The organism is Chitinophaga sp. 9-1-y (assembly GCF_059511905.2).
Map to the genome: position 1 here is coordinate 4,895,759 of NZ_CM197955.1, position 23,530 is coordinate 4,919,288.

14 protein-coding genes are annotated in these 23,530 nt (G+C 46.3%); 10 read left to right on the forward strand and 4 right to left on the reverse strand.

Annotated features, from left to right (window positions below; all coding sequences use genetic code 11):
* The 4 genes from AC5ZC7_RS19195 to AC5ZC7_RS19210 form a co-directional block, all read right to left on the reverse strand.
* Entirely contained in the window at positions 1-1,059 is a 1,059-nt protein-coding gene (locus tag AC5ZC7_RS19195) for an efflux RND transporter periplasmic adaptor subunit (protein WP_496157283.1), read from the reverse strand.
* Between the two features lie 5 nt (positions 1,060-1,064).
* Entirely contained in the window at positions 1,065-2,393 is a 1,329-nt protein-coding gene (locus AC5ZC7_RS19200) for a TolC family protein (protein ID WP_496157282.1), read from the reverse strand.
* A 227-nt stretch (positions 2,394-2,620) separates the two neighbouring features.
* Positions 2,621-3,313 (reverse strand): LytR/AlgR family response regulator transcription factor, encoded by a 693-nt coding sequence (locus AC5ZC7_RS19205; protein WP_511911255.1) that lies wholly within the window; start codon positions 3,311-3,313, stop codon positions 2,621-2,623.
* A gap of 125 nt (positions 3,314-3,438) precedes the next feature.
* Entirely contained in the window at positions 3,439-4,446 is a 1,008-nt protein-coding gene (locus tag AC5ZC7_RS19210) for a histidine kinase (RefSeq protein WP_496157280.1), read from the reverse strand.
* Positions 4,447-4,692: 246 nt separating this feature from the next.
* Here AC5ZC7_RS19210 and AC5ZC7_RS19215 point away from each other — a divergent pair, with 246 nt between their 5' ends.
* The 10 genes from AC5ZC7_RS19215 (at position 4,693) to AC5ZC7_RS19260 (ending at position 23,481) form a co-directional block, all read left to right on the forward strand.
* Entirely contained in the window at positions 4,693-7,065 is a 2,373-nt protein-coding gene (locus AC5ZC7_RS19215) for a carboxypeptidase-like regulatory domain-containing protein (RefSeq protein ID WP_496157279.1), read from the forward strand.
* A 10-nt stretch (positions 7,066-7,075) separates the two neighbouring features.
* Positions 7,076-7,897, forward strand: a complete 822-nt coding sequence (locus AC5ZC7_RS19220; protein ID WP_496157278.1) for a DUF4249 family protein — start codon at positions 7,076-7,078, stop codon at positions 7,895-7,897.
* Between the two features lie 141 nt (positions 7,898-8,038).
* On the forward strand, positions 8,039-9,211 hold the full coding sequence (locus AC5ZC7_RS19225) for a macrolide family glycosyltransferase (RefSeq protein ID WP_496157277.1): 1,173 nt from the start codon (positions 8,039-8,041) through the stop codon (positions 9,209-9,211).
* 519 nt (positions 9,212-9,730) lie between these two features.
* Positions 9,731-12,886 (forward strand): SusC/RagA family TonB-linked outer membrane protein, encoded by a 3,156-nt coding sequence (locus AC5ZC7_RS19230; RefSeq protein WP_496157276.1) that lies wholly within the window; start codon positions 9,731-9,733, stop codon positions 12,884-12,886.
* Between the two features lie 39 nt (positions 12,887-12,925).
* The gene (locus AC5ZC7_RS19235; protein ID WP_496157275.1) at positions 12,926-14,812 is read left to right on the forward strand and encodes a RagB/SusD family nutrient uptake outer membrane protein; all 1,887 of its coding nucleotides are present in this window, start codon (positions 12,926-12,928) and stop codon (positions 14,810-14,812) included.
* A 24-nt stretch (positions 14,813-14,836) separates the two neighbouring features.
* Entirely contained in the window at positions 14,837-16,027 is a 1,191-nt protein-coding gene (locus tag AC5ZC7_RS19240; protein WP_496157274.1) for a DUF5000 domain-containing lipoprotein, read from the forward strand.
* A 24-nt stretch (positions 16,028-16,051) separates the two neighbouring features.
* On the forward strand, positions 16,052-16,732 hold the full coding sequence (locus AC5ZC7_RS19245; protein WP_496157273.1) for a DUF4998 domain-containing protein: 681 nt from the start codon (positions 16,052-16,054) through the stop codon (positions 16,730-16,732).
* Positions 16,733-16,788: 56 nt separating this feature from the next.
* A complete protein-coding gene (locus AC5ZC7_RS19250) occupies positions 16,789-18,813 on the forward strand; it encodes a family 20 glycosylhydrolase (protein WP_496157272.1) in 2,025 nt (674 codons plus the stop codon).
* A gap of 21 nt (positions 18,814-18,834) precedes the next feature.
* Positions 18,835-20,709 carry a family 20 glycosylhydrolase gene (locus tag AC5ZC7_RS19255; protein WP_496157271.1) on the forward strand — a complete coding sequence of 625 codons (1,875 nt, stop codon included), beginning with the start codon at positions 18,835-18,837 and terminating at the stop codon, positions 20,707-20,709.
* A 9-nt stretch (positions 20,710-20,718) separates the two neighbouring features.
* A complete protein-coding gene (locus tag AC5ZC7_RS19260) occupies positions 20,719-23,481 on the forward strand; it encodes a family 78 glycoside hydrolase catalytic domain (RefSeq protein ID WP_496157270.1) in 2,763 nt (920 codons plus the stop codon).
* Positions 23,482-23,530 lie beyond the last annotated feature (49 nt).

Consider the following 23,530-nt stretch of genomic DNA (forward strand, 5'->3'; position numbering starts at 1 on the left):
TTACTTAATAACATGAATCAAAGCACCGTCCTTCAGGTTGACCTGACCAGCAACAACTACCTCATCTCCGTATTCCAGGCCACCCAGTACCTCCAGTTCATCTCCATAATTTATACCTACACTAATTTTCCGTAACATAGCCCTGCCTTTTATAACTACGTAAACAGCCGCGTTAACCGCACTCTCAATCAAAGCCTCCCGTGAAACAAGTAATACTTCCCGTTCAGTTTCCCTTGAGAAATCAGCATTAACAAATGTGCCAGCCCGTAGCGGTATGGATTTATCGTTAGGTGCAGTAACCTCCACCTGGTAGTTGAATGCCTGATTAGCCTGAGGACTGATGAAAGTCACCACCCCGGGAATAATCCTATCCGGGTACACATTTGTGGTGATAGCAATTTTTTGTCCCTGGGATACCTTGTACACTTCCTCCTCCGTTAAATTCACCTGCACTTTCAGCGACGACATATTCACTATTGAAGCTACTTCTGTTCCGGGCGATATGAATGTACCTGGCTCAATCGGTCTGGAAGCAATAACACCGTCATCCGGCGCTTTAATACTTGCGTCCGCGATCTGTTTCCGCAGCTGTTGGACAAGATTCACCGCATCATTATAGTTTTGCTGTATGCCCTCTACCTTTTCAAGGGTAGCTGCGTTTCCCGCCAGCAACTCCCTGTAATTATGACTATCCTGTTCCAACTTGGCAACATTCGCCTCCGCCTTTTGCAAGTCAAGTGCAAGCAGTCTGCTGTCAACAACAGCGAGTAACTGCCCCTTCCTTACATGATCTCCCAGGCTGAATAGGACTCTCTGTAACTGGCCGCCGGAAGCAGAGAGGACCCTGGACTCTCTTAAAGGCGCCAGCGTACCAGTTTTTACCAAACGTTCCAGCATCATCTGCGACTTCACAATGGTAGTAGTAACGGGTATACGATTGTCCGCAATTTTAGCAGGCAAATTCTTCTCTGCAATTTTACGTTTATTATATGCCAACCTGAGCACCATAAAAACTACCATGGCAATGACAACCAGTATCAATACGATTCTTTTTTTCATCGCAGCTAAAGGGAATTTAAAAATGTTTTCAATGTACCCGCAGCTTTCTCAAGATCAACCCTGGCCTGGTAATAACTATAGATAGCGTTCAGATAATTATTTTGCGCTGATTTGAGGGAATTCTGGGTAATTAACCAGTCATTCAAATCAGTGGTACCTTTCTGAAATTGAAGATTGGTTACCTTAAATACTGATTCGGCCAGGTCCATATTTCGTTTATCATTTTCCATATTGATGCGGGTCTGGGCAACTTTCGTCTGAGCATTTTCGAATTCAACCCTGGACTTACTTTCAGAAAGCTTTAAGCGCTCTACCGCATTAATCTCATTCACCACGGCCTGTTTATGCCTGGCATTACGTTTATAGAAGTCCAATATCGGAATCGTGAGTTTTACGCCAACAGCAGAATAGGGCAATAATTCTTCATAGGCCCCGCCTAATTTATTGCCAAATCCAACGGCGCCGTAACGCACATATCCTGTCAATTTGGGCAACCCTTCGGCTTTAATGCGGGCTTCCTCTATCTCCAGTAACCTGATATTAGTAGATGATACCTGGTAGTCACTCCTGGCTGCCGGAGAAAAAATGAGCTGCGAATCCGCTGAATCAACCAGCGGGGCTATGGCAGCCACCAGGTTAACGGGGAGCTTATCATCAATGGGATATCCCATCTCAAACTTCAATTGATTTTCCGCTAATTGAAAGTTACTTTCCGCTACCCTGATCTGCGACATCGTGTTATTGAAATCTACCGACACTTTATCCAGGTCCTTTTGTAATACAATACCTTTCGCCACTTGCAACCGGTATATATCCATCTGTCGTTCATACGTTTTACTGTTAAACTGTAGCAGCAGCATTTGTTGCCGGTAAACAAGCAACTGGAAATAGGCGGAACTAATATTGTAGATAATTGATTCCTGACTCTGTTGAATGTTGAGATCTGCCAGTGTCTTATTTAATTTATTGGCTTTAAGCCCCGTCAACAATGACTGATCGTATAGTACCTGGTCAAGTTGAGCAACGGCATTCGAATTAAACTTCTGCGTAAAGGATACCTTAATTTCATTTGGCCCAAGCACGCCGGCGGGAATAATATTTTGCTGCAATTTGAGATTGTTGTCTAACATTGAAGTAAGACTCATTTTGGGAAGATAATCTGCGAGGACCTCCCTGGCTTTAGCATCAGCAGCTATTTTCTGATTAGCATAGATATTGGCATTCCGGTTATTTTGCAGACCATACGCTATGCACTGCTTCAACGTCCAGCCTCCCTGGGCCTCCGCTTTGACATATATGCAAAAGATGATAAGAATTGGAAAAATTTTAGTCATACCTGCTAACTTATTCCTTCGTCTGTAAAAGGACTTCTGATACAATGCTGCTAAAATAGTCTACAGGGGAACCGCTAAAATTCATTTTATACCAAACCTGCTGGTTTTTATACAAAAAAATAGCTTAGGGAATAATCAATACAACGCCATAAATCCGCCATACCCCTAATTAAAAAGACGTCTCCCGGTTGGAAGACGTCTTTCGGTAAAGCAGGAAAATAGGTAGGCTACCTGTTCATCATTCTTTTTGTTACAAATTCATTGAAAAAGAAATCCCTGTAAATATTCCCGATAGGAATTTCGTTTGTACCTATATAGACCGTGTTATTATCTACAGAGCCAATATGCTTAACATTGATGATATAGGATTTGCTTACTCTCACAAACATATCTTTGGGCAATTGATCATAGATAGTTTTGATATTCATGGCCGTAATTACTTTTTGATTCTCGCTGTGCATCACGACATAATCCTTTAACCCTTGAATAAAAAGTATGTTATTGAAATAGATTTTAAAAATTCTCCTGTCTGCTTTCACAAAGAAAAAATCGTCTGCTACCTGTTCAATATTGTTATTCGCATAATCTGCTTTGAACAATTTAGAATAGATACGGGCTTTTTCAACCGCTTTTTGAAAGCGCTCTAATTTTACGGGTTTTATCAGGTAGTCAATCGCATCTACCTCGTAGCTGTCGGTTGCAAATTCAGAATAGGCGGTTGTAAAAATCACAAATGTTTCTTTCGGAATGGTCCGGGCAAAGTCAATCCCGTTAATTCCCGGCATTTGTATATCAAGAAAGATTATTTCAACGGTATTGTTTTCTATAAACTTTGTAACGGTTTCAGGGCTGTTGAAAGAACCCACTAAATTCAAATCATCGGTTTGATTAATCAACATCTCAATGGCTTCTCTTGCCAAAGGCTCATCATCCAGGATAATACAGTTCATAATTTTATACGCTTTACTATATAACAAAATAATCGCCGCTGATACTTGAATCTTCCTTTCCTACAAGGTTAGCACGTCATTGACTGGTACGTAAGTCATAGTTTTATGGTTAAAGTTACACAATACCTTTCTGAGTCATCTTCGATATTTAGAACGTGTGTTGCCGGGAACAAAAGTTCCAGTCTTCGTTTAACATTTGTCAACCCCAGTCCGCCTGTACTATTAACGGATTTATGCGCGGGCTTGGAGTTGATGCATTTAAAGAAAAGTTCATCATTTCTGACGTCGAAATACAGGTTTATATAAGACAATTTTGTTACATCATTATTATGCTTCACCGCATTTTCCACAAACGGGATGAACAGCAAAGGAGGAATTTGCACGCCGCTCAAATCTCCTTCTTTTGAAATCAGGAAATCAAAACTATCTCTCCTTACTTTTTCCAAATTTAAAAAATCTTCCAGGAAATGAATATCCGAAGTCAATAGCACTTTATCTCTTGCGCTGTCGTAAAGCTGGTAGCGAAGTAAATCGCTCAGCTTCATCAAAACCTGCGAAGCTTTTTCGGGATCTTTCTTCGTTAGCACATTGGCATTATTCAGCATATTAAATAAAAAATGCGGGTTGATTTGGTTTTTCAATTGTTCTAATTCCGCATAACTCTTCGACTGCTCCAGCTCGTAAATCAATTGCCTGTCCATCATTCCCTTTTGAAACAGCTTTATGGAGGAGGAAGCCGCTAACAGCAGCACGGTAAGGAAGGAAAAAAGCGGAATATTCAGCTCATTATCTTTATTAAAAGGATTGAAAAAATAACCACAAACTGCCACTACAACCAGGATGCTGATCACAGATAAACAGTACTTAATATTTTTATTCCTGAACAAAAGCTTTGGCACCAGCAGGTACATGTTTACATAGAACAAACTAATAAAATATATGAATATTGCCAACGGATTGGCAATCACGGAAGTACTGTTATACAATACAGCACCAATAAAAACAATGAGCAACAAATGCCGGAATATCCTGCGGCCGGGCGAAATCAAGAAACGAAAAAGCACATTTTCGCTAATAGGCTGTTGATGGTCAAAATCATTCATTTATAAAACTGTATAGCACAAATTTAATCATTAAAGCTATGGTCTGTCCTGTTTTTTATACGAAAGTGTATGCTTTTTATACGAAACCGGGAAGCATTATAAAAATGCATCAAACAGAAATATATCTTGTAGTACCCCGGCATAATTTGCTATAAAAGATACCATGTTTGGTATAATTAAAAAAAGGCAGTTCCTCAAAGAAATAATTTTGTGTCCAACTTACAATTGTTAAATCTATTCTTACAAATGGGATACAAGATCATTTATGTACTGCTGCTTATTGCTATTTCATTCAATGCCTATCCTCAACAGAAAGTCACATTGAGTGGAACAGTCAACATGAAAACAAACACCGAAACAATCATCGGTGCAAGCATTTTCATTCCCGGGGCAAAAGTTTCAACCGTTACCAACGCGTATGGCTTCTATTCCATCACCCTGCCTAAAGGAGAATACACCATCGTTATCAGCTGTATAGGGTTTGAGACCATTGAAGAACATATTACGCTGACAGAAAACACCAAGAAAAACTTTTCGATGCTTGAAAAAAGTAAAACTTTGGATGAAGTAGTGGTAAAATACAATGGGTCAGCCAATAACATCCAAAAACCGGAAATGAGTGTGAATAAGCTATCTATCGCCACTATCAAAAAAATGCCGGCAGTAATGGGCGAGGTAGATATTTTGAAAGCTATCCTGCAACTTCCGGGAGTTTCCACCTCACAGGAAGGAGCAACAGGCTTTAACGTCAGGGGAGGTTCGGTTGACGGCAATCTGATATTGTTAGACGAAGCTGTTGTTTACAATACATCACACCTGTTCGGCTTTTTCTCCGTTTTTAATGCGGATGTGATTAAAGATCTGAAACTGTATAAAGGCGGTATACCTGCCAATTTCGGCGGACGTACTTCCTCTGTTTTGGATATTTACCAAAAAGAAGGAAACAACCAGGAATATCACCTAACAGGCGGCATAGGAGCCATTTCGAGCAGGCTATTGGTAGAAGGCCCTATTGTAAAAAACAAAGGCTCGTTCGTGGTCGCTGGTCGTACTTCTTATGCTCAATTGTTTATGAAACTGGCCAACAATCCCAATGCTGTTTCTTTTTATGATTTGAATGCCAAACTGAATTACAACATCAATGACAATAACCGGATTTTCCTTTCCGGATATTTCGGCAAGGATAAAATGGATTTCAGCAATTTCTTCAACAACAATTATGGGAACTCCTTCTTTAACCTTCGCTGGAATCATAACTTTTCCGATAAGTTTTTCTCCAATGCATCCATCATCTATAGCAAGTACGATTACGGCCTGAAGATAAAATATGTTGGCATTGACTGGGCATCGGATATCCGTAATTATAACCTGAAATACAATTTTAACCATCACCTGTCTGACAAGCTGGTTTTGAATTATGGTATCAATTCCATCTACTACCAATTCAATCCGGGCACCATAAAACCAATGGACGCCAAATCGCCTATCAATCCCGACCAGCTTGAAAAAAAATATGCCTGGGAAAATGCAATATATATCAGTGCCGAGCAAAAACTCACGGATAAAATATCATTGACTTATGGATTACGATACAGCAATTTCTTACGGCTGGGGGAACAAAACGTAAATAACTATGCCAATAATCAGGCAGTAGTATTCAATCCCGGATTACAAATTTATGAAGCAGCAAAACCCACGGGTGTAACACAGTATGGTAAAAACGAAAAGATTGCTGGTTTTGGAAATTTAGAACCTCGTTTGGCCGTTTCTTATCTCATAAATGACAATCAGTCCATTAAGGCGAGTTACAACCGGATGAGCCAATATATCCATTTAATTTCCAACACCGCTTCTGTCTCTCCGCTCGATATATGGGCGCCGAGCGACCAGTTTTTGAAGCCTGAGATTCTTGACCAGGTGGCATTGGGCTATTTCAGAAATTTCAACCATGGGAAATACTCCCTGGAAACAGAAGCCTTTTACAAGAAAATAAAAAATAAAGCTGATTACATTGACGGCGCCGAATTAATCGCCCAAAAAGCCATAGAACAGGTATTGCTGAACGGAGAGGGAAGGGCTTACGGACTGGAGTTGATGCTGAAGAAAAATACCGGGAAAGTAACCGGCTGGCTTTCTTACACGCTTTCTAAAGCAGAGCAACGCACACCGGGAAGAAACGCAGAAGAACCCGGTATTAACAACGGCGAATGGTATCGCGCCAACTACGATAAAACGCATAATTTTTCACTTACCGCTGCTTATCAACTGACGAAAAAATGGAGTTTTGGCGGCATCTTCACCTACCAAACAGGGAAAGCCGCCACTTATCCCATCGGTAAATATGAGTACCAGGGAATTACGATCGGGAATTACGGAGAACGAAACATTAATTCACTTCCGGCTTATCATCACCTGGATTTATCGGCCACCTACACGCCAAAACCTAACAGCAAAAAAAGGTGGAAAGGCGAATGGGTGTTCAGTATTTACAATGTTTACAACAGGGGCAACGCCGCATCTATTATGTTCGAGCAAAACAGGGAAACAGGGCTGAGCGAAGCAAAAAGAATATCGATTTTCGGCATCATTCCGGGGGTAACCTACAATTTCAAATTCTAATACTATAAAAATGAAAAATATACTTAAATACCTGGTGGCGCTATGCGGCGTCTTTTTGCTATCCTGCACTAAAGTGGTGGAAGTAGATTTAGAAACAGCAGCACCGAAATTGGTCATTGACGCATCGATCGATTGGATAAAAGGCACAACAGGCCATGAGCAGAAAATCAAACTCTCCACCACAACGGGATATTACAGCAAGACATTCCCAACAGTTTCAGGAGCGGATATTGTTATAACAAATGCAGCAAATACTGCTTTTAGTTTCATAGAAAATCCCGGTACAGGAGAATATATCTGTTCTAATTTCCAGCCGGTTATCGGGGAAACCTATACATTAAAAGTAACTTTAAACGGGGAAGTTTATACCGCCACCGAAACTTGCATAGGGGCGCCGAATATTGAAAATAATATTAAACAGGACAATGATGGCGGATTTGGCGGTGATGAAGTAGAAATCACCTATTACTACCAGGATAATGGCAATGAAGAAAATTACTATCTACACCGTATTCTATCACCGGTATCAAAGTATCCGGATTACAAAGCCAAAGACGACGAGAACAGCCAGGGCAAACTAATGCAGGAATATTTCTCCGATAAAGATCTGAAAGCCGGAGATCTTATAAACATCCGGCTGTATGGAATTTCCCGGAGATATTATGATTATTTCAGAAAATTGTTGGCAGCATCCGGGGCTGGTAGCGGCCCGTTTCAAACAACGCCTGGTTCAGTGAGAGGAAATATCATCAATCAGACCCATTTCTCCAACTTCGCTTATGGATATTTCAGATTATCGGAAGTAGACGTAAAGGACTATACGGTAAAGTAATTAATATTATCTTATGTTAAACAGCCGGTTCGCAGGTAAGCTAAATAGGTGCTATAAAACGTGACTCGCAAAGGAGATTCTTTGGAAACAATTGATCTATCTTTAGGTAAGATACCATGCTTACACAGGAATATAAAAAATATGCCCACTTACGTTTTTTTCAATATTTCGGCACATGGCCATGTGAACCCAACGCTCCCCATTGTTACCGAGCTAACCAGGCGAGGCCACAAGGTTTATTATTTTATTGGCGAGTCCTTTGCTGATGCCGTACAAAAAGCGGGTGCTATCCCGGTCACATTAGCAGAAACTTTACGAAGCAAACATACAACGCCACCAGGAGATAAAGAGATTGCGCTTTTACCGTTTTTAATGGCGCGTGAATCGCCCCGGATAGTACCGGAAATGGTAGACAAGTTGAAAAGTATAAACCCTGACTGTATTATATTTAATACCATGTTGCTTACGGCCAAACTCGCAGCACGGATATTGGGATTACCCGCTATCGCGTTCCGGCCATTTCATAGTCCCAGGCGACAGCAAAAGATGATAGCAACTTTTACCGACCCTAATTTAAAATTACTTGCGCATGCTGCCAATGAGGCACTTGCAGCCGTTACAACATCGTACCAGCTCCCTGTCATTACCCTTCAGGAGCTACTTTCAGAAGTGCCCGGACTAACGTTGGTATTTCTGCCAAAAACATTCCAGGTGGATGGAACGCAATTCGACGAGCGTTTTCTTTTTGTAGGGCCATCCTTTACAGCACAACCTCCCATCTCCTGGCCCATAGCGTCAGGCAGCCCATCACCAACCATCAGGATCTATGTTTCACTGGGCACATTACGAAATAATGAACCTGATTTTTACCGCAAGTGTTTCGCTGCATTTGCAACACCTGGCTGGAGCGTAGTCATGTCCGTTGGAGATCACATCGACTTGCCTGCGCTGGAACCCATACCTGGTAATTTTGTGGTAAAACGCTCCGTACCCCAGACGGCCCTGCTCCCTCATGTGGATGTTTTTGTCACCCATGGCGGCTTAAACAGCACTATGGAAAGCCTGTATTATGGTGTACCTATGGTTGTTCTACCCTCTATACAGGAACAGGTAACAACAGCAGAACGCGTACGGGACTTGCATCTGGGCCTTATTCTTGACCGTACAAATTTTACTGCTGAAGCACTTCGGGAGGCGGTTACCACAGTATTCCAAAGCGAATCGATCAGGCATGCGGTACACCATATAAAAGACACCATCCGTAGCGCAGGCGGCTATTTGCGTGCTACGGATGCAATTCTTGCATTTCGGTAAACTGTTGTTCCTTCGGTATGTAGTGCATTGCATCGGCACCGGTACATTGCTTCCTGTACCGCTATGTCGCTAACGGACCTGCCTGTGTGAAATCCCATATTATTTCCAGGCGATACATCTCCCAACACTCCTATCCAAACAGGAGCTATTTTTTCCTTTCTCTCCGGAAAAATGGTCAAAAAAGTGCAGGTAATATCTTCTAAAGTGTTGGTTTGTTCACCTTATTTGGAAGAATTTTGCTTTATGCAATCCTTGGATATTCGCTATCAACCAATGTTTCCGGCACTACCCCATTGACGTTACCAGCACCGGGGTACTGTGATCGTATTGGTCCGGCGAATAAGAAAATCGGACGAAGGGCGACTGAACTGGTGGCTAAATATCTGCCTGAAAAATTATAGTAAAAGACATCCAATATCAACCGGAATAAATTTCAGTGCTCCTTTAATTGCCGGATACTGGCCACCGGCAACTGAAGATGCTTATCACCACTTACATTAAATGCAAACAGTAAGCATAATGAAAAACTCGACGTTATTACTAACGCGCCGCCTCCTCGTCTCCTTAAAAAAAAGTCCACGTTACAAGCAGTACTTCTTTTTGCTGCTGATATTACTGCAAAGCGCCGGGCTATCCGCTCAGCAACGCAGTATCATCACCGGAACAGTGGCTTCATCAGACGACAACTCCTTTATTCCCGGGGTCACCATCCAGGTAATGGGTACTTCCCGGGGTACCACCACCAATGAGCAGGGAAAATATTTTATTGAGGCGCAAAACGGCGACTCCCTGATCTTCCGTTACATCGGATACATAGAAAAACATGTAAAAGTAGGCCTCCAAACTACGTTAAACATCAGCCTGCAATCCATATCCAGTCAACTGAAAGACGTGGTAGTGGTAGCATTTGGCACCAAAAAACGGAATGATGTAGTAGGCTCCGTTACCACCATCCGGCCGGCTGATCTGAAAGTGCCCTCCAGTAACCTGACCACTGCGCTTGCCGGCAAAGCTGCCGGCGTAATCGCCTTCCAGCGAAGCGGGGAACCCGGTCAGGATAATGCACAATTCTTTATCCGGGGAGTCACTACTTTCGGATATAAGAAAGATCCGTTGATACTGATTGATGGCATCGAGCTTACCACCACCGACCTTGCCCGTCTCCAGGTGGATGATATCGCCAGCTTTTCTATATTGAAAGATGCCAGCGCCACCGCGCTGTATGGTTCCCGGGCCGCCAACGGCGTGATTCTCGTTACTACCAAAGAAGGAGGCATCGGGAAGGCCCACCTGTCTTTCCGCATAGAAAACTCGCTTTCTGCCCCCACCAAAAATATTGAACTCGCAGACCCCGTCACCTACATGAAACTGGGCAATGAAGCAGTGCTTACCCGCGATCCGCTGGGCGTACTCCCCTACTCCGAAGAAAAAATTGAAAATACCGCCGCAGGTACTAACGCCATCGCCTATCCGGCGAATGACTGGAGAAAAATCATGTTTAAAGATTATACCTCCAACCAACGCGCCAACCTAAGTGTAAGTGGTGGCGGCGGTGTAGCCAGGTATTATGTATCCGGCGCATATAACCGCGATAATGGCCTCATGAAAGTAGACCATCGTAATAACTTCAACAGCAATATCCGCCTCAATAGTTACAGCCTGCGGTCTAACGTGGATATAAATCTCACCCGTACAACGGAAATGACGGTACGCCTTAGCGGCAACTTCGACGATTACACAGGCCCGCTCGATGGTGGCACCACCATGTTCCAGAAAGTAATGCGTGCCAATCCCGTATTGTTTCCTGCATTTTACCCCGTAGATGATGCACACCGATATGTAAAGCATATTATGTTCGGGAACTACGACCAGGGCCAGTATATTAACCCTTATGCGGATATGGTGAAAGGCTACAAGAATTATTCCCGCTCCCTGATGCTGGCACAACTGGAACTGAAACAGAACCTGAAAGCAATCACACCGGGTTTGGTAGCCAGCGCCATGATGAATACCAACCGGACTTCCTACTTTGAGGTAAGCCGCTACTACAACCCATTCTGGTATAAACTGGATGCCTACGACAAACTATCAAACAACTTTTTTACTACGAATATCAATCCTAATGATGGTACGGAATACCTGGGCTACAAGGAAGGTGGCAAAACTATCAGCACTGCTTTCTACCTGGAGTCACGCCTGAACTACGACCGGAGCTTCGATAAAAGCGGCATAAGCGGCATGGTGGTATTCATGGCACAAAGCCGCCTGAACGCCAACGCCGGCGACCTGCAGCAGTCGCTCCCCTTCCGCAACCTGGGCTTATCCGGCAGGCTCACCTACGATTACGACAAACGTTACTATGCAGAATTTAACTTTGGGTACAATGGGTCTGAGCGGTTCGACCAGCACCATCGTTTCGGTTTCTTCCCTGCCTTCGGGCTGGCATGGACCATTTCTAACGAGTCATTCATGAAGTCCATTGATAAGGTGATCACGAATATGCGGTTCCGGGCTACCTACGGCATTATTGGCAATGACGCCATCGGCTCGCCTCAGGACCGGTTTTTCTACCTTTCGAATGTGAATATGAATGACGGCAACAAAGGCGCCATCTTTGGCCGTGATCCTGGCACCCAATACAGCCTTAACGGCATTTCTATCTCCCGGTATGCTAACCCCGATATCACCTGGGAAACGGCCAAACAAAAGAACATTGCGCTGGATCTGGGGCTGTTCAACAAACTGAATTTTACAGCAGAATACTATTCCCAATACCGGGATCATATCCTCATGACCCGGAAGTCTATTCCTGAATCGGCGGGCTTTGCGGCGCCTGTTATGGCCAATGTGGGCGTAGCTACTGCCAGCGGTATGGACTTGTCGCTCGACTATAAACAATTCTTCCGCAATGATTGCTGGGCTTCCGTGATGGGTAATTTTACCTACGCCACCAGTAAATACAAACACTATGAAGAGCCCAAATACGCAGAGGCCTATCGGTATCGCGCCGGGCAGTCTCTCAACCAGGCTTTCGGCTACATTGCAGAGAAGCTGTTTGTAGACGATGCGGAAGCACTCAATTCCCCCAAACAAAACTTCGGCCCGTATGGCGGTGGTGATATCAAATTCCTGGATGTAAACCGGGATGGACAGATCACAGAAGCGGATATGGTACCTATCGGTCATCCTACCGTACCTGAAATCGTATATGGGTTCGGGTTCTCCATGGGTTACAAAAGCCTGGACTTCTCCATGTTTTTCCAGGGATTGGCCAACGAGTCTTTCTGGATAGACCCCGCTGCCACCTCGCCTTTTGCCCAGCAGAATCAGTTGCTGAAAGCATATGCAGATAGTCACTGGTCAGAGGAACACCAGGATGTACATGCACTCTGGCCCCGTTTGAGCCCTGATGTCAACTGGAACAATGCACAACCCAGCACCTGGTTCATGCGCGATGGCTCCTTCCTGCGGCTGAAACAAATAGAACTGGGATACACTTTACCGAAGCGCTGGCAGCAAAAGATGCATACCTCTTTGTGCCGTATTTACCTCAATGCCACCAACCTCCTCAACATCAGCAAGTTTACCCTGTGGGATGTGGAAATGGGTGGAAATGGCCTTGGATACCCGGTACAACGCGTGGTGAACATAGGACTGAATATCAATTTTAATTAATCGCCGGCCACCGGATAAATACACAAAACAAATTTTACCATGAAAGATAATGGAATGAAAAAGGCTTGCTTATGGCTGATCCTATGCCTGTGCTGCTCCTGCTCTAAATTCCTGGACGTGGTACCCGATAATGTGGCCACCCTGGACAATGCTTTTACTTCGCGCATTCAGGCCAAGAAGTACCTGTTTACCTGCTACTCCTATATTCCCAGGAACGGGGACTTCGACAACGACCCCGCGATGGTGGGTGGCGATGAATTGTGGAGGTTTGCTACCGAGGGCGGATATTTTGGTATTGCACAAGGGTATCAGAATGTGGTGTCGCCCATTGGCGATCGTTGGGGATATTATTACAAGGCGATCCGCGACTGTAATATTTTCCTGGAAAATGTTGGCAAGGTACCTGACCTCAGTGAAACAGAAAAGCGCAGATGGACCGCGGAAGTACAGTTCCTGAAAGCATACTATCATTTTTGCCTCGTCACCATGTACGGCCCCATTCCGCTCCTGAAAACCAATGTGCCGGTAAATGCAGAAGGGCACGAAATAAACAAGGGCCGCGCACCGATGGATTCCTGTTTCCATTACATGGTGTCATTGCTCAATGCATCTATCGGAGATCTGCCACCAGTTATCACAGACCCTGCCAATGAACTGGGACGTGTTACGCAGCCTATTGCCCTGGCTATAAAAGCAAAAGTATTGGTATATGCTGCCAGCCCCCTGTTCAACGGCAACTCCGATGAAGGCGGCCTCAAAGGCCAGGAAGGGGTACAACTTTTCAACACCGTTTTCTCCAAAACAAAATGGGACTCCGCCGCTGCAGCCTGTAAACGCGCCATAGACGCCTGTCACCAAACAGGTATGCACCTTTACAAATATCATCCTGATTTCCAACTGTACCATCTTACAGATACGATCACCACACAGTTGAGCATCCGTAACAACCTTTGTGAAAGATGGAATAGCGGCATTATCTGGGCCAATACACTCACCAATTCTTCCAATCTCCAGTGGTTAATCTCCACTCCCTGGGATCCCGCCAATGCCGACATCACCTGGATACGCGGCTGGCTATCGCCACCGCTACATATAGCCGAGATGTTTTATAGCAACCATGGCGTCCCCATTGCAGAAGATAAAACTTACGACTACAGCAACCGCTACACGTTGAAAATTGCCGGCGATAGCGATGCCCTCTACATACGGAAAGATTATACTACCGCCTACCTGAACTTCAACAGGGAACCCCGGTTCTACGCCGATCTGGGATTTGATGGTGGTATCATGTATGGCCAGGGAAGATATGACGACAGCAAACCCGGCGATCTCTTTTACCTGCGGGCCAAACACCACGAACAAAATGGCGGCGGTAAACCCAACTTCGGCACGGTGACGGGCTACTACCTGAAAAAACCTATTCATTTCCAAAACGTCATCGGCACCGGAAACGATTATTCCGTTACCTATTATCCCTGGCCTATTATGCGGCTGTCTGCTTTATACCTGATGTACGCGGAGGCATTGAATGAAAGCAGCGGACCAGTGACCGAAGCACTGCAATACCTGGACCTGGTGAGAGATGCTGCCGGACTAAAATCGGTGGCCTCCTCCTGGAGCACCTATTCCAATAACCCCGCGAAATATACCACCCAACGGGGTTTGAGAGACATCATCCACCAGGAAACACTCATAGAACTGGCCTTCGAAGGGCAGCGTTTCTGGGATTTGCGTCGCTGGAAAGAAGCACAAACAGTGCTAAACCGCCCCATTAAAGGTTGGGATGTTAGCCAGGAACTGGCGGCCACTTATTACAGACCCAAGAATATTTTCAACCAACAATTCGGGCTGAAGAATTACTTCTGGCCTATCAGCGAAAATTCGCTTTCCATCGACAGAAGTTTAGTACAAAACCTGGGTTGGTAAACCTGCTATTTCAAAATCATTTGTATGAAATCATTGCAACATATCGCCCTCCTCTTATTCCTTTTACTGGGATGCTTCTGCTGTAAAAAAGGGGACCGGATCGAATACACCGATTCCAATGCACCGGCGCCGGCGCAGATAAACAATATACAGGTAACCGCCATACCAGGTGGTGCAATAGTTACTTACAGGCTGCCGGCAGATCCACACCTGTCTTATGTAAAAGCGGTATATGAAACCAAGCCGGGCAACGTGCGGGAAACCAAAGCCTCTTATTTTACAGATACCCTGCATCTGACAGGCTTTGGCGATACCCTCACACATAAAGTGCAGCTCTTCAGCGTTGGCAGAAATGAAAAAGCTTCCGCACCGGTAGAAATATCCGTAAGACCATTACGGGCGCCGGTACTCACTACGTTTGCTTCGCTGGCCATGGCGGCCACTTTCGGCGGTGTACAAATCTCTTTCCAGAATGAGGCGAAAGATAACCTGGCCATCACCGTCATGCTCGATTCTACGGGACAAAATACCTGGACTACCATTAACACATTCTATACCGCCGCGCCTTCCGGTAACTTTTCTGTAAGAGGATTCGATACCACCGCCAGAAGATTCGCGGTATTTGTAAGAGACCGGTGGAATAATAAATCAGATACCCTGATTAAACCACTGAAACCCATATACGAAGTATCCATTCCCAAAAATACCTGGAGTCTGCTGAAGCTTCCTACCGATACATGGCAGTCCTACTTCAATCTGACCATCGATCACTTGTGGGATAACAGGATAGATTGGTACGACTACATATTTGCCTCTACCAATGCTTCTACAATACCACAGTGGTTCACCATTGATATCGGCAAAAAAGTAATCATCAGCCGTATACTGGAGCACCAGTTCAGATATGATCACCTCTATGCCGGTGGCGCCGTGAAAAGATTTGAACTTTGGGGCACCAACAACCCCAGCCCCGACGGTAGCTGGACAAACTGGGAACTGCTGGGCACCTTTAATTCGTTCAAACCCTCCGGGTTACCGATGGGAAACAACTCCGCCGAAGACATGAACTACGCCTGGCTTCATGGAGAAGATTTCAGCTTCGATCATTTGGTACCCGCCGTGCGGTATATACGTTTCAAAACACTGGAAACATATGATTCACCAACAGCGATTGTCATCGCAGAACTAGATCTATGGGGGCAAATTGTACCCTGATCCCGGAATTTAAAACCAAAGAAAATGAAAAAAACAGCCTGCTATATTCCCCTGCTATGCCTGGCCTTACTGGCAGGAACAGCCTGCAAAAAAATGGACAATACCTATAAGCAATTTGTGGTGCCAGATGGTATTTTCTACGCCGGGAAAGCCAATCAGCCACAGGTACATTCCGGTCGCAACCGGGCTAAAATTACCTGGCTGAGAAATGCAGATCCCAGTGTTGTAGCCGCAAAAATTTTCTGGAATAACTATACAGATTCTATCAGCGTCACCGTTCCACCCACCGGGGATACCATCAGTTGTATCATCCCTGATCTTCCGGAAAAAACTTATTCTTTTATCATCAAAACCTATGATGCCCGGGGCCACTCGTCTGTGCCTGCAGAAGTATTCGGAACAAGCTACGGAGCCATCTATCAATCAGGCCTGCTCAGCAGGATGGTACTGGAAACCGCTCATTATCCCGATTCGATAGTGATTACCTGGAGCAGCGCGGATATCTCCAACGGCGCCTGTGCCACCCAGGTAAAATATACCGATGTGCAGGATGCCGAACGGGTGAGCAGTTTCCCGGTGAGCATGAATGCCTCTACCATCAAGGATATGAAGCCCGGCACCAGCTATCAGTACCGCACCGTTTTTCTACCGGATTCCATGAGTATAGATACCTTTTATACAGATTATCTTACCAGTAAACCATAGGAATTAACAGGGAGATAGATAAATGCACTAATAAGTTTAACGTTAAATTTTTTAAAGTGAAACAGTATATCAGGAAACCATTCTGTTGTATCCCGGCTATTATTTTGTTGCTGTTGGCCTATGGGCAAATACAAGCCCAACAACATCCTGCCCTCCTGCCACTGCCACAGTCGGTCACCTGGACGATGGAACAGTTCCCACTGGGCAGATGCCGGGAAATTGTGGCCGGTGAAGATTCCCTGGTCATGCAGGCCCGGACACTGGCAAAGGTGCTGGCAGTACATGGCCTGAAGGCTCCGGTAAAGGCTACCGCCACCGGCGACTACACCATTCAGTTAAAGCTCACCCAGGTACCTGCTGACTATTTGCCGGAAGAAGCTTATCACCTGGTGGTGACCGAAAAACGTGTAGTCGTTTCCGCTAATACGGCACATGGTATTTTCAATGGGCTGCAAACGTTATATCAGCTTGTCACCACACACCATACCCTGCCCGGTTGTAACATCACCGACTATCCTGCCTACAGGTGGAGAGGTTATATGGTAGATGTGGGCCGGAACTTCCAATCTATTGCACAGCTGAAGCAGCAGATTGACATTATGGCGCGCTACAAAATGAATATTTTCCACTTCCACCTGACAGAGGATGTGGCCTGGAGACTACAGGTGGCCGGGCATCCGGAGCTGACTACCCCCGAAAGCATGACCAGGAATAAAGGGGATTTTTATTCTATCGCAACAGTGAAAGAGTTGATCCAATATTGCAAAGACCGTTTTATTACCCTGGTGCCGGAAATCGATATTCCCGGCCATAGCGCCGCTTTTCGAAGGGCTACCGGAGAAGACATGCAAAGCGCAAAAGGCAGCCAAATGATCGCCGAGGTGATTGACGAAGTGGCTGGCACTTACGACATTCCGTTTATCCATATCGGCGCCGACGAGGTAGATATCAGCAACAAAAATTTATTGCCCCGGATAGCGGACATTATTCACCGGCATGGTAAGGAAGTAATTACCTGGGCGCCGGGTGGAGATCCCGGCAGCACCATCCGGCAAATGTGGCGGGACGAGAAGATCGGTAACCCAGCCATAAAGTATATCGATTCCCGTTCTCTTTACCTCAGCGACCTGGATCCATTGAATAGTGTGGTGACTATTTTCAACCGGCAGATAGGTGAGCGTACACGGGGAAATGAAAGTATGCTGGGCGCGGAGATTTGCCTGTGGAGCGACCGCCGCGTTGCCAGGGAAACCGACCTCCTATCGATGACGCCCGTATATCCATCGATGCTGGCTTTTGCAGAACGTAGCTGGCGGGGGGGTGGATATCCGGGAGTAATGTTTTATATTGGAGAAGATAGTTCTCAAAGAGCGAAAGATTTTGCCGCATTTGAAGCACGACTGCTGATTCATAAACAGCAGTACTTTTCGCAGTTGCCGTTTCCGTATGTAAAACAAACCGGGATACATTGGAAACTGTTTGGCCCGTTTGAAAATAAAGGTGCGCTAACCACCGCCTTCTGGCCCGAAGAAAAACAGGTATCGCTGGCCGACTCAGCAGCCACGCTGCGGGTAACCGGTGGTACCATCTGGCTTTGGCAAACCCATTCCTTTATGGGCACCACTGCCTGGTTACCACGGCCCAAAGAAAATACTACCTGGTATGCGTTTACCCGTTTCTGGAGCAATAGTGATACCACGCTTACCCTGTTTACTGAGTTGAAAGACCTTTCCAGGTCCGGTGCGGACGCCACCCCGCCGGCAGGAGAATGGGACTATATGAAGAGCCGGATATGGCTGAACAGTACATTGATTCCACCACCCGCGTGGGCAGTGCCCGGCCGGGAAGCAGGGCGACTGGAAGACCCGCTGGTAGATGAAGGTTTCTCCTACCGGCCACCCACCACCGTAAAAGTAAAGAAAGGCTGGAACAGCGTACTGGTAAAACTTCCGCTCAACAGCTTCGACCCGATGAAAGACTGGCAACAACCACCCAAGCTGATGTATACGGTGATACCCGTACATCGCGAAAAGGGCATCAACTGGTATGAAAACAATACCCGGTTCCATCCCGGGAAATAAGCATATAAAACCAGGTTTACTATGAAACTTTACACCCTTTTAAAGCATCAAATCGTATACACGTTGCCGTTATTGCTCTCCTTATCGGGCCTACAGAGTATGGCACAGGCGCCAGACCATTATGCCGGCATCATTCCTGCACCATCAAAAGTGCAATATCAAAGTGGCACCTTTACCGTAAGCCGCCAGACTACTATTAAAACGGTAGGTTCCGCAGACAAGGCTGCCAAATTGCTGCAGACCTACCTCGATAAAGCCGCCACCGGAAAGGCCAACGTGATTGAACTCACCGGTAAAGGCGCGGAATCATTACCTCCGGAGGGATATCAACTAACAATTACGCCTCAACGTATTACTATTACGGGCAACGGAGCAGGTCTTTTTTACGGCGTTCAGTCACTGCTACAGCTGTTTCCGGCGGAGATCAACGGTAACGCAACGCTACCCTGCTTAACAGTGGAAGATGCCCCGCGATTCGGTTACCGTGGTCTTATGCTGGATGTGTCCAGGCACTTCTTCACCGTACCCGAAGTTAAAGACCTGATAGACCTGATGGCGGCCTATAAGCTGAACCGGTTCCACTGGCACCTGACAGACGACAACGGCTGGCGCGTGGAAATCAAAAAATACCCCCGGCTCACTTCCATCGGCGCCTGGCGCGTACCACGCTACCTGCACTATGGTGCTAACGAAGCACCGCTACCCGGAGAAGCCGCTACCGACGGCGGTTTCTATACACAGGAAGAAATCCGGTCCGTAGTAAAATATGCCGCCGACCGCTATATACAGATTCTGCCGGAAATAGATGTACCAGGACATAGCCTCGCTGCCATTGCCGCCTATCCGGAGCTTTCCTGCACCCAGGACACGAGCGCCAAAGTAAATCCCGGTAGTAACTTCTCCCGTTGGTATGGCAACGGCAAATTTGAAATACTGCTCGACAACACCCTCAATCCCGCCAATGAAAAAGTATACCAGTTCCTCGACGATGTATTCACTGAAATAACCGCGCTCTTTCCTTATGAATACATCCACATCGGTGGTGACGAATGCTATAAAGGATTTTGGGAGAAAAATGCCGGCGTACAGGCACTGATGAAAGAAAAGCAACTTAAAAATGGTGAAGAAGTACAAAGCTATTTTACCAACCGCATCGTTCAGTTGCTAAAAAAGAAAGGTAAAAAAGTGATCGGCTGGGATGAAATACTGGAAGGCGGCCTTGCCAGCGACGCAGCCGTGATGAGCTGGAGAGGAGAAAAAGGAGGCATTGAAGCCGCTAAATTGAAGCATGAAGTCATCATGTCGCCTTCCACCAACGGGCTGTATTTCGATTACGGTGAAGCTGCTGCAGACCTCCTGCCTGCCAGTGCCGGCGGGTCTTCCACATTTTACGATTATGACCCGGTGCCACACTCCCTCACCACCAGCGAGCAACCCTATATCCTGGGAGTACAGGGCAACATATGGACAGAATTCATCCTTACCGTTCAGAAGATCCAATACATGACGCTTCCCCGTTTAATGGCATTAGCGGAAATAGGTTGGACAGCTACCAATAATAAAGATTACCAGAGCTTCTCTGAAAACAGGTTGCCCCGTCATCTGGCGAAGTTCGATAAGCTGGGTTACAACTACCGGGTGCCCGTTGCCTTTCTCCCGGCAGATACAACGTTGAAGGGGGAACGTTTTTCTTTTAACCTGAAGCCTGCCGTACCGGGAGCTAAAATCTATTTTACCCTCGATGGAAGTACACCCGGCATCAACGATCGTGAATTTGTGAATGCGCCCGTGTTCATCATTCCTCCGGACGAAAAAAGAACCTTTCAGACCATTGTTGTTACGCCGTCAGGAAAACGAAGTGCAGTCAGCAAGGTTGTTTTAGAAAATAAAAAGTAACGAGTATCCATGTTGAGATATATAATGGCAGTAGCATGCCTCTTCTTTGTGAACAATGTCAATGCTACCGGGAAAGATAGCACCCGGATAGCGCAGCTGAAATGCGAATATCAAAAAGACCCGTTGGGAATAACAACTGCCAGCCCCTATTTATCATGGGAGTTGTTTTCTGCTACACGCGGCGTTCTGCAAACAGCCTACCAGGTACTGGTGTCGGACGATCCGGATCTCCTGCGGAAAAACACCGGTAACATCTGGGATTCCCGGCGTCAGCCAGGGGGACAGTCGATACAGATCCAGTTTTCCGGGCAACCATTGTTGCCCGCCAAAACCTATTACTGGAAAGTCAGGGTTTGGGACAACAAAGGACAAGCCTCCTCCTGGAGTGAACCAGCGAAATGGAAAATGGGGCTGCGCGATTCCACCGATTGGCACCATGCGGCCTGGATTGCATTTGAAGAGCTGGCGGGAGATGATCACCGGCAGCGTACTGCCAATGCCAAAAGCCGGAACATATTGCCACTGTTACGCAAAGCATTTTCTGTGCAAAAACCGCTGAAACAGGCCACCATGTATATCTCCGGGTTAGGCCAGTTTGAGCTGAGTTTAAATGGCCCTAAAGTGGGTGATCACTTCCTGGATCCCGGCTGGACACAATACGATAAAAAGACCCTCTACGTCACGTTCGACCTTACGAAACAAATCAACCCCGGCAGCAATGTGTTGGGCGTTATGTTGGGAAACGGATTTTATCATATCCCAAAAGAGCGTTACCGCAAACTGGAAGGCACTTTCGGATATCCTAAGATGATATGCCGGCTGCTACTGGAATATGAAGACGGCAGCTACGAAAACATCGTCAGCGATCCCACCTGGAAAACAGCGCCTGGCCCGGTAACTTACACCAGTATTTACGGCGGCGAGGACTATAATGCGGAACTGGAACAGGCTGGCTGGGATCAGCCTTTCTTCAACGACAGCTCCTGGAAAGCAGCCCTCCTGGTAAACGGTCCTGCCAATCTGCAAAGCCAGCAGGCAGATCCCCTAAAGGTAATGGATACACTGAAACCGGTAAAAGTGTATCAACCCCGTCCGGGTGTATGGGTATATGACCTGGGCCAGAATGCGTCCGGTATTCCGGCTATTACCGTCACCGGCAGCAAAGGAAGTACCGTGAAAATAACGCCCGGAGAACTGGTAGCAGAAGATGGCGCCGTTACACAACAGGCTTCCGGGGGGCCCTGCTTGTACCAATACACCCTGAAGGGAGGAGGCGCTGAACAATGGCATCCGCTGTTTTCGTACTATGGTTTCCGTTACCTCCAGGTAGAAGGGGCTGTACCAGTTGGAGAAAATAATCCTGCCCACCTACCAGAAGTACACGCCATTGCAGGATGGCATACACGCAATGCAGCCGCTACTGCGGGAAGCTTCAGCTGTTCTTATGAGCTGTTCAACAGGATCTTCCGGTTGATCAACTGGGCAGTGAAAAGCAATATGGCCAGTGTATTCACAGATTGTCCGCACCGCGAAAAATTGGGCTGGCTCGAAGAGGCACACCTGATGGGAAATGCCATCTCCTATAACTTCGACGTAGCCCTGCTGCTCCGCAAAATAACCGCCGATATGCGCGAGGCCCAATTACCCAATGGCATGGTGCCAGATATTGCGCCGGAGTATGTGGAATTTTCCGGTGGCTTCCGGGATGCGCCTGAATTTGGCAGCGCCGCTGTAATAGTACCCTGGAACGCCTGGCGATGGTACAACGATAAAAAAATACTCCACGACAACTACCACATGATGCAGCGATATGTGTCGTACCTGGAAAGTAAATCGGTCAATGATACGTTATGCTTTGGGCTGGGCGACTGGTTCGACATCGGTCCAAATGGTGTCGGAGAATCCCAGAACACGCCCAAAGGCAATACCGCCACCGCCTTCTACTACTACGATCTGAGCATCCTTACCAAAACAGCCGCGGTACTGGGATACAACGATGATGTTCGCCGCTACCAGGCACAAATGGCCAGGGTGAAAACCGCCTTCAATAAGTTCTTTTTCGATAAAACTACCAAACAATATATCAGTGGCAGCCAGGCAGCCAATGCGTTGCCGGTTTACATGGGATTGGTACCATCCCCCGATAAAGCCGCCGTGATCAACCATATTATTACAGATATACAACAACGGAATAATAGCATCACTACTGGGGAAATCAGCCACAGTTTCCTGTTACGTGTATTACAGGCTGCCGGTAAATCCGACCTGATTTACCAGATGAATGCCCGCACAGATGTACCCGGATATGGTTACCAGCTGGAGCATGGCGCTACCGCGCTAACGGAGTCCTGGCAGGCCTATCGCAATGTATCCAACAACCACCTGATGCTGGGGCACCTGATGGAATGGTTTTACAATACCATAGCCGGAATAGATCAGACTGAAAACAGCAATGCCTTTAAACACATTATTATACGCCCCCAACCTGTTGGCGGCATTACCTTTGCGCAGGCCAGCTACCAGTCGCTCTACGGCCTGATCAGAAGCGACTGGAAACAACAGGACGGCACGTTTGAACTCACCACGGAGATCCCCGGAAATACCGCAGCAACGGTTTATCTGCCTGTTCCTCCTGGCAACAACGTGTATGTTGACGGCAAGCCGGTGAACCAGGTGAAAGATGTCCGCTTTATCAGGAAAGAAGGGAAACGGTTCGTTTATAGTATTGGTTCAGGCGTATATCATTTTAGCGTGAGGGATAGAAAGCATTAGAATGGGAAATGCTCCTGCTTCTCTTAAACTTGAAATGTGCCACAACATG

What these genes read in the sequence shown, in the direction of transcription:
- AC5ZC7_RS19220 (WP_496157278.1), top strand. Translation starts at nt 7,076, where the DNA reads ATGAAAAATATACTTAAATACCTGGTGGCGCTATGCGGCGTCTTTTTG.
- AC5ZC7_RS19245 (WP_496157273.1), top strand. Translation starts at nt 16,052, where the DNA reads ATGAAAAAAACAGCCTGCTATATTCCCCTGCTATGCCTGGCCTTACTG.
- AC5ZC7_RS19200 (WP_496157282.1), bottom strand. Translation starts at nt 2,393, where the DNA reads ATGACTAAAATTTTTCCAATTCTTATCATCTTTTGCATATATGTCAAA.
- AC5ZC7_RS19215 (WP_496157279.1), top strand. Translation starts at nt 4,693, where the DNA reads ATGGGATACAAGATCATTTATGTACTGCTGCTTATTGCTATTTCATTC.
- AC5ZC7_RS19210 (WP_496157280.1), bottom strand. Translation starts at nt 4,446, where the DNA reads ATGAATGATTTTGACCATCAACAGCCTATTAGCGAAAATGTGCTTTTT.
- AC5ZC7_RS19225 (WP_496157277.1), top strand. Translation starts at nt 8,039, where the DNA reads ATGCCCACTTACGTTTTTTTCAATATTTCGGCACATGGCCATGTGAAC.
- AC5ZC7_RS19230 (WP_496157276.1), top strand. Translation starts at nt 9,731, where the DNA reads ATGAAAAACTCGACGTTATTACTAACGCGCCGCCTCCTCGTCTCCTTA.
- AC5ZC7_RS19260 (WP_496157270.1), top strand. Translation starts at nt 20,719, where the DNA reads ATGTTGAGATATATAATGGCAGTAGCATGCCTCTTCTTTGTGAACAAT.
- AC5ZC7_RS19195 (WP_496157283.1), bottom strand. Translation starts at nt 1,059, where the DNA reads ATGAAAAAAAGAATCGTATTGATACTGGTTGTCATTGCCATGGTAGTT.
- AC5ZC7_RS19235 (WP_496157275.1), top strand. Translation starts at nt 12,926, where the DNA reads ATGAAAGATAATGGAATGAAAAAGGCTTGCTTATGGCTGATCCTATGC.
- AC5ZC7_RS19240 (WP_496157274.1), top strand. Translation starts at nt 14,837, where the DNA reads ATGAAATCATTGCAACATATCGCCCTCCTCTTATTCCTTTTACTGGGA.
- AC5ZC7_RS19255 (WP_496157271.1), top strand. Translation starts at nt 18,835, where the DNA reads ATGAAACTTTACACCCTTTTAAAGCATCAAATCGTATACACGTTGCCG.